General features: G+C 68.2%; 13 protein-coding genes and 1 other RNA gene. 11 read left to right on the forward strand and 3 right to left on the reverse strand.

Annotated features, from left to right (window positions below):
• Positions 1–100: 100 nt before the first annotated feature.
• Positions 101–2,467, reverse strand: a complete 2,367-nt coding sequence (locus ABD974_RS17345; protein ID WP_345304602.1) for a DUF1631 family protein — start codon at positions 2,465–2,467, stop codon at positions 101–103.
• 60 nt (positions 2,468–2,527) lie between these two features.
• Between ABD974_RS17345 and ABD974_RS17350 the strand changes: the two genes are divergently transcribed.
• Genes ABD974_RS17350 through ABD974_RS17370 form a run of 5 tightly spaced genes read left to right on the forward strand, consistent with a single transcriptional unit; the run spans position 2,528 to position 5,591 of the window.
• Complete coding sequence (locus ABD974_RS17350; protein WP_425562728.1) at positions 2,528–3,160, forward strand: nitroreductase family protein; 633 nt, start codon at positions 2,528–2,530, stop codon at positions 3,158–3,160.
• On the forward strand, positions 3,157–4,164 hold the full coding sequence (locus ABD974_RS17355; RefSeq protein WP_345304603.1) for a 5'-3' exonuclease: 1,008 nt from the start codon (positions 3,157–3,159) through the stop codon (positions 4,162–4,164). Before ABD974_RS17350 ends, ABD974_RS17355 begins: the two co-directional genes overlap by 4 nt.
• 34 nt (positions 4,165–4,198) lie before the next feature.
• Positions 4,199–4,744: an NUDIX hydrolase gene (locus ABD974_RS17360; RefSeq protein ID WP_345304604.1), complete on the forward strand. Its 546-nt coding sequence runs from the start codon at positions 4,199–4,201 to the stop codon at positions 4,742–4,744.
• 5 nt (positions 4,745–4,749) lie between these two features.
• Complete coding sequence (locus tag ABD974_RS17365) at positions 4,750–5,064, forward strand: hypothetical protein (protein WP_345304605.1); 315 nt, start codon at positions 4,750–4,752, stop codon at positions 5,062–5,064.
• Positions 5,061–5,591, forward strand: coding sequence for an endonuclease V (locus ABD974_RS17370; protein ID WP_345304606.1), 531 nt, complete (start codon positions 5,061–5,063; stop codon positions 5,589–5,591). Before ABD974_RS17365 ends, ABD974_RS17370 begins: the two co-directional genes overlap by 4 nt.
• 42 nt (positions 5,592–5,633) lie before the next feature.
• Here the strand turns inward: ABD974_RS17370 and ABD974_RS17375 are convergent, their stop codons facing one another.
• Together ABD974_RS17375 and ABD974_RS17380 are read right to left on the reverse strand one after the other, a co-directional pair.
• On the reverse strand, positions 5,634–6,956 hold the full coding sequence (locus tag ABD974_RS17375) for an aminopeptidase P N-terminal domain-containing protein (protein ID WP_345304607.1): 1,323 nt from the start codon (positions 6,954–6,956) through the stop codon (positions 5,634–5,636).
• A gap of 19 nt (positions 6,957–6,975) precedes the next feature.
• Complete coding sequence (locus ABD974_RS17380; protein WP_345304608.1) at positions 6,976–7,533, reverse strand: UPF0149 family protein; 558 nt, start codon at positions 7,531–7,533, stop codon at positions 6,976–6,978.
• Positions 7,534–7,780: 247 nt separating this feature from the next.
• Here ABD974_RS17380 and ABD974_RS17385 point away from each other — a divergent pair, with 247 nt between their 5' ends.
• The 6 genes from ABD974_RS17385 (at position 7,781) to ABD974_RS17410 (ending at position 12,199) form a co-directional block, all read left to right on the forward strand.
• Positions 7,781–10,036: a putative bifunctional diguanylate cyclase/phosphodiesterase gene (locus ABD974_RS17385; protein WP_345304609.1), complete on the forward strand. Its 2,256-nt coding sequence runs from the start codon at positions 7,781–7,783 to the stop codon at positions 10,034–10,036.
• A gap of 32 nt (positions 10,037–10,068) precedes the next feature.
• A complete protein-coding gene (locus tag ABD974_RS17390; protein WP_345304610.1) occupies positions 10,069–10,290 on the forward strand; it encodes a TIGR02449 family protein in 222 nt (73 codons plus the stop codon).
• Positions 10,291–10,300: 10 nt separating this feature from the next.
• A complete protein-coding gene (locus ABD974_RS17395) occupies positions 10,301–10,591 on the forward strand; it encodes a cell division protein ZapA (protein ID WP_345304611.1) in 291 nt (96 codons plus the stop codon).
• 181 nt (positions 10,592–10,772) lie between these two features.
• Positions 10,773–10,957, forward strand: a non-coding RNA gene (gene ssrS, locus ABD974_RS17400) — 6S RNA.
• Between the two features lie 181 nt (positions 10,958–11,138).
• Positions 11,139–11,735, forward strand: coding sequence for a 5-formyltetrahydrofolate cyclo-ligase (locus ABD974_RS17405; RefSeq protein ID WP_345304612.1), 597 nt, complete (start codon positions 11,139–11,141; stop codon positions 11,733–11,735).
• The gene (locus ABD974_RS17410; protein WP_345304613.1) at positions 11,732–12,199 is read left to right on the forward strand and encodes an EVE domain-containing protein; all 468 of its coding nucleotides are present in this window, start codon (positions 11,732–11,734) and stop codon (positions 12,197–12,199) included. The genes ABD974_RS17405 and ABD974_RS17410 overlap by 4 nt, the downstream gene beginning before the upstream one ends.
• Positions 12,200–12,202: the final 3 nt, after the last annotated feature.

Below are 12,202 nucleotides of genomic sequence, written 5' to 3' on the forward strand. Positions count from 1 at the left end.
CGGGCGACCGATGACGACACGGCGGACACGCCAACGAAAAGGGCCGCCGACGCGAGGTCGTGCGGCCCTTCCGAGCGCGATGCCGACGATGCGTCGCCGATCAGGACACCGCGGCGCGGCTCTGCCCGAGCTGCTGCCACATGTCGCGCATGGCTTCGTCGAACGGCGCCTCGGACGAGCGCAGCGCGACCCGACCCTTGGCGACCAGCGCGGCCAGTTCTTCGGGCGAGACCACGAGCTTGCGCATGCCGCGGCGATTGACGATGAGGAAGCGCGACGTGAGCGGGCTGACCCACGCGATGCGGGCGGTGCTCTCGCGGCCGTCTTCTTCGATCAGGCGCAGGCTCTGGCCGACGCGCAGGCGACGCATGCGCGCGGCCATCGACAGATCGATGTCGTTGAGGTCGTTGCCGCCGACCAGGCGCAGGCCGCCCCAGTTGGCCGCGTCGCTGGCTTCGACGACCGGCTCTTCCACCGTCACCGGATGCACCGTACGCGGCTGATCGGGGAACGCCAGCGAGGTGACGATCTTCGCCAGCGAATCGCGCGCGGCCGACGCGTCGAGCCCGCAGCTCGCATAGCAGCGCCCCAGCGGGCCCTGCAGTTCGAGGATCTTGTCGGCGACGCGACCGCCCTCGCAGCGCGCCGCATCGGCATCGGCCTGCATCAGGCCGTCGCCGATCGACAGCGCGGAGAGGTATTGGGCCGAGCTCGGGCCTTCGCGCAGCCACGTCTGCACCAGATGGTGGCGCCAGTGACCGGTGAGGAATTCGGCGATGCCGTCGGTGAGCGAGCGCTGGCCGAGGCGCGAGACCAGCAGTTCGTCGACCGCGCGGCGCGCGTGCTGCAGGCGTTCGCGGCCGCCGACGGCTTCCGCGGCGCGCTGCTCGGCGATGTCGCGAATCTTCTTCTGCTGATCCAGATGGTCGCGCAGTTCCGACGCGGCCATTTCGAAGATCGCCTTGTCGTCGCGATAGTCCTCGACCACGCGATCCACCGCCAGTTCGGCGTGGGTCAGAGTCTGCTGATCCTGCGGCGATTCGCCGGTGTTGCCGTCGCAGGCTTCGCTCAGCGCTTCGAGCAGCTTGCGTCCCGGATGGGCGCGCTGGTCGAACAGGCTGTCGTCGCTGAGGGCGAGCTTGAGATACGGCGCCACCAGCCGTCCGTACAGCGCGCGCGAACGGCCCAGCGCGGCATGGCTGTGGGCCAGGGTCTGCAGCAGGATGCCGACGAGATCGATCGCATCCTCGTCGATTTCGTTGAAGCGGGTCTGGGTGGGATCGAGACCGAGCTGACGCGAGCCGGTGACGATCTGGTCGCGGATGACGGCCGACAGCGGACGACTGTCGTCGCCGGTCAGCGCACGGACGTAGGGCGCGGGATCGTCGCCCTGCAGCATCGACGCGATGCCCAGCAGTTCCTGCGGCGCCAGCACGCGGACGCCGACCAGCGCCGAGGACGGCGGCGGCATCGAACCGCGGCGCAGGACGCTCTGGCGCCAGGCGCGCAGCTGCTGGTGCACGGTTTCGCGATAGCGCAGCGGACGGCTGCCGTCGGACAGCATGCCGCCCACGCCCTGATCGCCGCCGGCCATGGACTGGCCGCCCATCGGGTGGGCACCCATCGGGTGGGCACCCATCGCGTGACCACCCATGGGCTGGCCGCCCTGGTAGCCCCACGGGGTCGCCGTCGGCTGGGCCGGACTCGCATGGCCGCCCTGCTGCGGAAGATTGCTCTCGACCAGTCCACCATCGGGCACCCAACCGGCATTCGACGGCTGCGGCGCGGCGGCCTGCGGCGGAATCGGCATCTCGCGCGGCGCGAAATCGTGTTCCAGCGCGCTGTTGACCTTGGTATACAGGTCGACGAGCGACTTCGAGAGCCGCTTCTCCAGCTGCAGGAAGATCAGCCGGCGCAGTTCCGGGGTGAGGTCGTCCTCACTGAACAGTTTGACGAAGGCCTGCACCGGCACGTCCGGGCGCAGCGGATTGTTTTCAGGCGCCTGCCGCGGCAGGCCGAGCGCGGTGGCCAGCGCATCGAGCCGCTCGTGCAGCATGTGCAGCGGATGCATCAATTGATGCTCCAGCAGCTCCACGATCTGCTGGCCGGCGAGATGGACTTCGAGCTGGCCTTCGGACATCAGGCTCAGGCTCTTGTTGTCGACGCCGCGCGGGCGCGGATTGCGCCACAGGTCGAAGGCGCCTTCCAGGGATTCGCGGTAGCGGCTCGCCAGCTCCAGCGCGCGCTGGTTCAGCAGCCGGATCGCGAGGCGATCGTCGTAGATGGCGCGACTGTCGTGGCTGGCGATCGCGGCGAGCCGGACCTGTTCCTCGATATCGCCCCAGAAGCCCGCCAGCACGCCGGACAGCGCCGTTACGGCGTCGCGCCGCACGGACTCGAAGACCTTCTCGGCAGTCTGGGGGGCCAATGGCGAGCGGCCCGGGAAGAACCGGCTGTTATCGTCCATGGTGATTGATGTCGGGGGAAGTTTTGGGGGAGATTTCGGGGACAATGTGCCCTTGTCCCGATGCGCTACGATCTTTTAAACCATACCGGTCAGTCTGTGAACTCAATCTCAAATCATCCACCCGGAATGTTGCAGATACTGGATGCGCGACGCTCGGTCGCAAGCCGACAACTTGGGGCGCCGGGCCCCGATCACCCCACTCTGTTGCGGATGTTGCAGTCCGCGGTGCGGGTGCCCGACCACGGAAAAAGAACACCGTTCCGGTTTCTCAGGATCGAAGGCGAATCCCGTCACAGTCTTGGCGCTCTGCTCGCCGCCCGCAGCCGGACCCGCGACCCGGACGCTTCGGACAGCGTGATCGAGAAAGACCGCATGCGGTTCTCCTTCGCACCGACGATCGTGACCGTCATCGCAAAACTCGGCCCGGACCCGAAAATTCCCGTGCAGGAGCGCCTGCTCTCCGCCGGCTGCGTCTGTTTCGCGCTGCTCCAGGCCGCGCAGGCGATGGGTTTCGGCGCGCAGTGGCTGACCGGCTGGGCCGCGTACGACCCGGAGATCCGCTCGCGGCTGGGGATCGGCGAGGACGAAGTCGTCGTCGGCTTCATCCACATCGGCACGATCCAGCAGGGCGAAGCGCCGGAGCGCGAGCGTCCGGATGCCGCCGCGCTGCTCACCGACTGGACCGCGGGATGAGTGCCGGCACGCGCGACAACGACGAAGACGACGACATCCTCGACCGCGACCTCCCGTCGCAGGCGCGGCACACCGCGGAACCGCCGCCGGTGTATCTGATCGACGCCAGCATTTACGTCTTCCGCGCCTGGCACACGATGCCGGACGAGTTCCGCGACACCGACGGTTGGCCGACGAACGCGGTGCAGGGGTTCGCGCGGTTCCTGCTCGATGTGCTCGAACGCGAGCGTCCGCAGCACATCGCGGTCGCGTTCGACGAAGCCCTGGACTCCTGCTTCCGCAACCGGCTGTACCCGGCCTACAAGGCGAACCGCGACCCCGCACCGGACGAGCTGAAACGGCAGTTCGCGCATTGCAAGGCGCTGTGCGCGGCGCTCGGGCTGACCGTCCTGGGTCATCACGATTACGAAGCCGACGACCTGATCGGCAGTGCGCTGCGTCATGCGCGCGATGCCGGGCATCGCGGCATCATCCTGTCCGCCGACAAGGATCTGTCGCAACTGCTGCACATCGGCGACGAACAGTGGGATTACGCCCGCAACCAGCGCTGGGGCGTGCACGGCGTGAAGGCGCGGCACGGCGTGGAGGCGCACCAGATCGCCGACTACCTCGCGCTCAGCGGCGACGCGGTGGACAACATCCCCGGCGTACCCGGCATCGGCGCCAAGACCGCGGCGGTGCTGCTGGCGCATTTCGGCGATCTCGACAGCCTGCTGACGCGGATCGACGAAGTGCAGTTCCTGCGTTTCCGCGGCGCCGCGCAGGCGGCGGCGAAACTGCGCGAACACCGCGACAATGCCCGGCTGTTCCGCCAGCTCACCACCATCGACTGCGATGCGCCCGTGGGCGACACCGCGCCGCGTTTCCATCGCGCGAACGCCGAGCCGTCCGCGCTGGGCGCGCTGTGCGACACGCTGCGCTTCGGTCCGATGACCCGACGACGCGCGTACGCCGCGGGCGGGCTGGATTTTTCCGAGCACGCGCCGCAGAGCGACCACACCTGACCCACCGCACCCGAGACAGGATTCCGAGGCCCGAATGACCGATCACGACGAAACGCTGTACGACGGCAAATGGCTGCGCATGAAGCGCCGCGGCACCTGGGAATACTGCGAACGCAGCCACGGCGCCGGCGGCATGGCGGTGATCATCGTCGCGGTGACGCCGCACGACGAGGTGCTGTTCGTCGAGCAATACCGGGTGCCGCTGGGCGCGCGCACCATCGAGATGCCCGCCGGCCTGGTCGGCGACGATCACGCCCACGACACCCTGGAAGACGCCGCACGGCGCGAACTGGTCGAAGAGACGGGCTGGCATCCGCATCGGGTCGAGGTGCTGCTGATCGGACCGACCTCCTCGGGCATGAGCAACGAACGCATCGCCTTCGTCCGCGCCCGCGATCTGGAAAAGGTCGGCGACGGCGGCGGCGTCGACAACGAAGACATCCTCGTGCACACCGTGCCGCGCGCGCAGGCCCCGGCATGGCTGATGCAGAAGCAGCGCGAAGGCTACGAACTCGATCTCAAACTCTGGGGCGGGCTGTGGATGATCGAGCACAATCCGGATGGGTCGCGTGCGATGTGAATCCCATGGACGACTTCGCTGCACTGAAGGCGGCATGGCCCTGGGAGGAAATTCGCAACTGCCCTGGGCGGTTCGTCCTTGAGACGGGGCGCACCTCGATCGCACCCTCGGATCTCGTCGGCGACACGGCATCGCCCCGTGAATTCCGCGTGCCTGCCTGCAGGGATCCGGTTCTGGTCGTCCGTTTGCCCGATGGCGGATTGATTTCGTACAGGCACGAAGATGGCGGATTCACGCATACGCTGAATACCGTGGAAGGATTTGCACGCAAGCTCGCGCAACTCGGCATCGGGCTCGACAGGCCATCGCGCACGCCATGATTCTCGCCGTCGACGTCCATTACCCGGCCCGCGGCGCCATCGCGGCCGGCGTGCTGTTCGGGGATTGGACGGACGCGGAGCCCGCGGCGACATGCATCAGCCGCTTCGACCACGTCGAGGACTACGTGCCCGGCGCGTTCTACCGCCGCGAACTGCCCTGCATCCTCGGCCTGCTGCAGGAACACGCGCTGACGCCCGGGTGCATCGTGATCGACGGCCATGTCGTGCTCGGTCATGACGGCCGGCCGGGGCTTGGCCGGCATCTGTTCGACGCCCTGGACGGTCGGATTCCGGTGATCGGCGTCGCCAAGACCGCCTTCGTCGGTATCGGGCCCGATAGCGAAGTCCTGCGTGGCGGCAGCCGCCGGCCGCTGTACGTCACCTGCGCCGGCATGCCTCCGGAAAACGCGAAGGCATCGGTGCGCGCGATGCACGGCGCGCATCGCCTGCCCACGCTGCTGAAAGCCGTCGACGCGCTGTGCAGGCAGTCCGCGGCGACCATGGATGACGCCGCGTCTCCCGAATGAAGGCGGCGATGCGCCGCCCATGCGCAGACGACACCGAGACGCTCAGCGCTCCGCCATGAACGCTTCGATCTCGTCCGCGCTGCGGGCAAGCCCTTCGGTCAGCACCTTGTGGCCGTCCTTCGTGACCAGGACATCGTCCTCGGTGCGGATGCCGATGCCGCGCCACTTCTCGTGCACGCCCTTGTCGTCGGCGGAGATGTACAGACCGGGCTCGATCGTGAACACCATGCCCGGTTCGAGCAGGCGCGATTCGCCGTCGAGGCGGTACTCGCCGACGTCGTGCACGTCGAGGCCCAGCCAGTGGCCGGTCTTGTGCCGGTAGAAGCGCTTGTAGTGACCCTCGGCGATGTTCTTCTCCAGCCCGCCCTTGAGCAGTCCGAGCTTCAGCAGGCCTTCGGTCAGGGTTTCCACCGCCGCGTGGTGACCGGCTTCGTACGGCACGCCGGGCCGCGCCTGCGCCAGCGCCGCGCGCTGCGCTTCGCCGACCAGATCGTGCAGCGCGCGCTGTTCCTGCGTGAAACGACCGTTGACCGGGAAGGTGCGGGTGATGTCCGCGGCATAGCCGCGATACTCGGCGCCCGCGTCGATCAGCACCAGCGCGCCGTCCTTCGCCTGGGCGTTGTTGGCGCGGTAATGCAGCACGCAGCCGTTGACGCCGGCGCCGACGATGCTGCCGTAGGCCGGCTCGGCATCGTGACGGCGGAACACGCGCTCGATTTCGGCCTGCAGTTCGTATTCGTGGATGCCGGGCCTGGCCGCGCGCATCGCGACGCGATGCGCCTCGATGCTGATGTCGGCGGCGCGCTGCATCAGCTTCAGCTCCTCGCGATCCTTGAACAGGCGCATCTCGTCGAGCAGATGGCCAAGTTCGAGGAATTCGTGAGGCGGCTGCGCACCCATCCGCACCTGCGCGCGCACCCGGTTGAGCCAGCCGATCAGCTTGAGATCGAAATCGGTGTCGCGGCCGAAGTGGTAGTAGACGCGGGTGCGACCTTCGAGCAGGCCGGGCAGGATCTCGTCGAGATCGTCGATCGGATAGGCATCGTCCATGCCGAGCGCGTCCACCGCGCCTTCCGGACCGACGCGCGGGCCGTCCCAGCCCTCGCGCTCGGGATCGCGCTCGCGGCAGAACAGCAGGGCCTCGCCGTGCCGACGCCCGGGAATCAGCACCAGCACCGCTTCGGGCTCGGCGAAACCGCAGAGATACCAGAGATCGGAATCCTGCCGGTACGGGTAATGGGTATCGCGGCTGCGGATGCGTTCCGGGGCCGACGGGATCACGACGATGGCGTCGTCGCCGGCCATCCGCATCAGTTGGCGGCGGCGACGGGCGTAGGCCTGTGCGGAGATGCCGGTGTGGGTCATGCCTGCGTGTGAAGTCGGCTCAATGCAGTTGGCGGCGATGGCGGGCCGCCATGGCGCAATCGCCATGCAGCAGCAGCGCGGCGACGCGCACGAACTCCTCGATCTCCGCCAGCGCGGCTTCGTCGTCCTCGTCGCCGTCCTCCTGCGGGCTGGCGGCGGCGAGTTTGGCCAGATCGGTCAGCGCCTCGAGACTTTCCTCGGACAGCGGCGGTTTGGCGCCGGCCGCCAGGCCGAATCCGCCGAGGAAACCGCGGCACCAGTCGAACAGGCCGCTGCTGCGCACCTCCAGCGAGGCGTCGGCATCGGGCATCAGCAGATCGAAGTCGAACTCGCGGTCTTCCATCTGGGCCACGCTCGCCGTGCGCAGGCGATCCAGCGGGCTGCCGGCACCCGGCGCGGGCAGACTGTCGTCGGCCAGGACCTGGGCCAGCCATCGCGGGGAATCGGCGCCGCCGCCGGCCAACCAGCCGCACAGCGCGCCGTGCAGTTCGCAGGCGCCCACGCCCAGACCCTGGGCGCGCACCGCCTCCTCGATGTCGTCGACGTCGGGCAGGACCGGGCTGGGCTGGGCGGACATCATGCGGTCGGACACCATGCGGTCGGGTGGATGCGGTCGGATTCGTGGCGCGGTCGCCTCTGCGACAGGCGGGCAGTGTACAACGGCACCGCTTCGCCGCCGGCACGTCCTGCGCCGGGCCGGTGGCCCGAACCGCGATCGGCGGCCGTCGCGGCCGACGCTGGCAAGGATCGTTTTTCAACCCCCGTCACAGCCCGTACACTGGCGGCTTCGTCAGAGGTACCCGGGGGGCCTCGTGTCGGATTCGGTGGAACTGCAGCTCTTCGCCTCGCTGGCACTGGCCGGCGTGCTGGGCGCGGTGTTGTTGTTCGTCTGGAGCCGTCGGGTACGCGGCGACAAGCGCCATACCGCCCAGCTGCGCGAACGCGAGGACCGGCTGAAGCTGGCGCTGTGGGCTTCCTCCGAGCAGTACTGGGACTACGACCTGAAAACCCGGCACATGCGGCGCACCTGGGTGGACTCGCGCAGCAACCGGTCCGACCTGCAGGTGATGTCGACGACCGAAAGCGACCATCGCATCCACCACGACGACCTGCCGCAGGTCGAAGCCAAGCTCCGCGCCCATCTGCGCGGAGAGGCCGAATTCTTCATTTCCGAACATCGCATCCTCGATCCGCGCGGCGAGTGGCTGTGGGTGCGCGCGCGCGGCCGTGCGGTGGAAAGCGGGCCCGACGGCAAGGTCCGGCGCATCGCCGGCACCGCGCGCGACATCACCAAGGTCCGCCAGGCCGAACGCGAGCGCCGGATCGCCATCGCGGTGCTGCGCAGCATGAACGAATCGGTCGCGGTGCTCGACCGCGACTTCAATTTCATCTCGATCAATCCCGCCTTCACCCGCACCACCGGCTACAGCGAACGCGAAGTCATCGGCCAGAGCGCCAGTCTGCTGGACAGCACCCAGCACGACGTCGCCTTCTACAACCGCATTCGCCAGAAGCTGGTGACCGAAGGCCACTGGGCCGGCGAGATGTGGCAGCGGCGCAAGAACGGCCAGGAATTCCTCTGCTCGATCGAATCCAGTTCCACCGAAGGCATCTACGGCGAACACCGGCTGTACATCGCCGTGATCACCGATATCACCCAGCAGAAGCGCGCCGAGCAGAAGCTGCGCTATCTCGCCAATTTCGACACGCTCACCAATCTGCCGAACCGCGCGATGCTGTCGGAGCGGTTGTCGCGGGCGATCGTGCGGGCGCGCCGGCAGAACCACCGGATCGCGGTGCTGTTCCTCGATCTCGATCGCTTCAAGGACATCAACGACTCGCTGGGCCACACCGCCGGCGACCGCATCCTGCGCGCGGCGGCGATGCGCCTGCAGGAAACCGTCGGCGAACACCAGACCGTCGCCCGCCTCGGCGGCGACGAGTTCACCGTGGTCCTGGAGAATCTCGATCAGCCGGCCGATGCCGACAAGATCGCGCGCGAGATCATCATGGCCTTCGAGGCGCCGCTGGTGCTGGACGACCGCCAGGAAGTGGTGATCTCGCCCTCGATCGGCATCAGCCTGTATCCGGACCACGGTCAGGTGCCGACCGAACTTCTGAAGCAGGCCGACACCGCGATGTACCAGGCCAAGGCCGCCGGGCGTCGCACCTTCGTGCGCTACGACGACAGCATGGAGATCGCCAACCGCCGGCGCGCTCAGCTCTCCAGCGCGCTGCACAAGGTGCTCGACCGCGGCGAACTGCGGCTGGTGTTCCAGCCGCGGCTGTCGCTGACCACCCGCCGCATCACCGGCGTGGAGGCGCTGCTGCGCTGGACCAGCGAGGAGTACGGCGAAATCCCGCCGATCCAGTTCATCCCGCTGGCCGAGGAGAGCGGGTTGATCCTGGAGATCGGCGAGTGGGTGCTGCTCGATGCCTGCCGCACCCTGCAGCGCTGGCGCCAGGCCGGGATGACCGACCTCACCGTGGCCGTGAACGTTTCGGTGCTGCAACTGCTGCGCGGCGATTTCTCCGAGAGCGTACGCAAGGCCCTGACCGAAACGGGGCTGCCGCCGCATGCGCTGGAGCTGGAGCTGACCGAGAGCGTGCTCATGGCCAACGCCGAGCAGACCGCCGCCAAGCTGCAGGCGCTGCGCGAAATGGGCGTCTCCCTGGCGATCGACGACTTCGGCACCGGCTATTCGTCGCTGGCCTATCTCAAGCGCCTGCCGATCACCACGCTGAAGATCGACAAGACCTTCATCACCGACCTGAACCGGGACCCGGACGACACCGCGATCACCACCACCGTGATCACCATGGCCCACTCGCTGGGCCTGACCGTGGTCGCCGAGGGCGTGGAAAGCGAAACCCAGCTGCGGTTCCTCGATCACTTCCGCTGTGACGAGATCCAGGGCCACTGGCTGTCGCGGCCGGTCGATCCCGAAAGCTGCCTGCGGTTCATCCGCGAGTGGAGCCCGGCCGCCATCGGTCACGGCATGATCGGTCACGGCGCCACCGGCGGCATGCCCGACGATCCGGCCCGCACACCGGCGGCCGCCCGCGACGACCGCGCTTGACCCCCGACAGAGGCCTGCCTATCGTGCCCGACATGGATCCCGCCGATACCCTCGCCGAACTGCGCGCCCTGGCCGCCAAGGTCGATGCCCTCGCCCAGCGCGTGCAGCGCCTCGGCGAGGAGAACCGCAGCCTGCGCCTGCAGCAGGAACAACTGGCCAACGACCGGTCGCAGTTGCTGGCGAAGAACGAACAGGCGAGATCGCGCGTGGAGGCGATGATCGCCCGCCTGAAGTCGCTGGAACAGCACACGTGAGCCGTCGTCCATGAGCGAAGCGGTCAACATCCGCATTCTCGACCGCGAGTACACTGTCGGCGTCGATCCCGACGAACGCGAGAGCCTGCTCGCGGCCGCGCGCCTGCTCGAAACCAAGATGCGCGAAGTGCGCGGCAGCAACCGCATGGCCGCGGTCGATCGCGTCGCCGTGCTCGCCGCGCTCAACCTCGCGCACGAACTCGAACAACTGCGCAACGAACACCGCGCGCGCGATCGCGAACTGACACGCACGCTCGCCGAGCTGAACCGCAAGCTCGACGCACTGCCGTCCACGGACTGAACCGCAGCGCGCGCCTCGCGGCGCATTCCCGCGGATCTTGCGACACACGGCGATTGGCGCATGAGGAATGCGCATGAAAACGCATGCGATGCGCATCGCCGCTCGATCATCGTGTTCACGCTGAACGGAACCGAGACCGAAGGCGCTTGCACTGCCGCGACGTGCGCCTATACTTCGTCTGCGTCCTCTGCCCTGGTCGACAGCGTGCCAAACATTCACCTTGGCCCTTAAATACGACCACGGGAATGCAACGGAATCCGGGAGTGCATGTCCGCCTTGCTGCGGGAAGCCCGATGGAGCCAGAGCGTTCCCACTTGAACCCCGGGTTCAAGGTCGTTTAGCACGCATCGTCATGGCGGAGGATGCATTTTTTCGCGAGACCCGCGCTCACCGGCGCGGGTTTTTGCGTTTCGGAGCACGGCATTCCCCCCTTCGCGACCACGCCAGCGAATGCAGCGAAAGATCGCGGCCCGCGTTTTCTGGAACCGCTGCCGCGCATGCCGCACAATGTGCGCCCGATCAGCATTCCTCCCCACGCGGCGCACCGATGACCGAAGCCACCGCCACGGCGCGCGACGCGCTGCGCCGCGAACTGCGCGAGCGCCGCCGGCGATTGCCGCCCGCGACCCGCATCGCCGGCGCCGAAGCCCTCGCCGCGCGCCTGTCGGCGCTGCCGTTCGCGCCCACCACCGGGCATGTCGCCGGCTACTGGGCGATGGACGGCGAAATCGCGCTGCACGTCTGGCAACTGCGGCTGCCGCCCGAGGTGCGCTACTGCCTGCCGGTGCTGGGCGACGACGGCGTGCTCCGGTTCGCGCCGTGGCGGCCGGGCGAAGACCTCGTCGCCAACCGCTACGGCATCCCCGAACCCGCATCCGCCGAACCGTTGCCGGCCGCGGCCATGGCCTTGATCGTGACCCCGCTGGTCGGGTTCGATCCCGCCGGGCACCGGCTGGGCATGGGCGGCGGCTGGTACGATCGCACCCTCGCCTTCCGCCGCGACCGCGCGGCGCCGCCCTGGCTGGTCGGCGCGGGCTTCTCGGTCCAGCGCTGCGACGCGCTGCCGGCCGAAGCCTGGGATGTGCCGCTGGACGCGGTCTGCACCGAAACCGACACGTTCACACCGAGCCGCCACGCCGCATGAGCACCCGCACCCGCTACTGGCTGATGAAGTCCGAACCCGAGGACTTCTCGATCGACGATCTCGCCCGCGTGAAGGTCGAACCCTGGACCGGCGTGCGCAACTACCAGGCGCGCAATTTCATGCGCGCGATGCAGCTCGGCGACGGCGTGCTGTTCTATCACTCCAACGCCGAGGTGCCCGGCGTCTACGGCCTCGCCGAAGTCGCCAGCGCGGCCTACCCCGATCCGTCCCAGTTCGACCGCAAGTCGAAATACTTCGACGAGAAGTCGACCCGCGAACAGCCGCGCTGGGATCTGGTGGACGTGCGCTACGTGCGCACGCTCAAGCGCGCGATCACGCTCGACGACATCCGCGGGCAGGCCGAAAAGCTCGGCGAGGATTTCGCGCTGATCCGCAAGGGCAACCGCCTCTCCGTGCTGCCGGTCACCGCCGCGCAGTGGAAAACCATCCTGTCCCTCGAGTGATCC

The sequence above is a fragment of the Lysobacter hankyongensis genome, from assembly GCF_039543145.1.
Lineage (GTDB): Bacteria > Pseudomonadota > Gammaproteobacteria > Xanthomonadales > Xanthomonadaceae > Lysobacter_I > Lysobacter_I hankyongensis.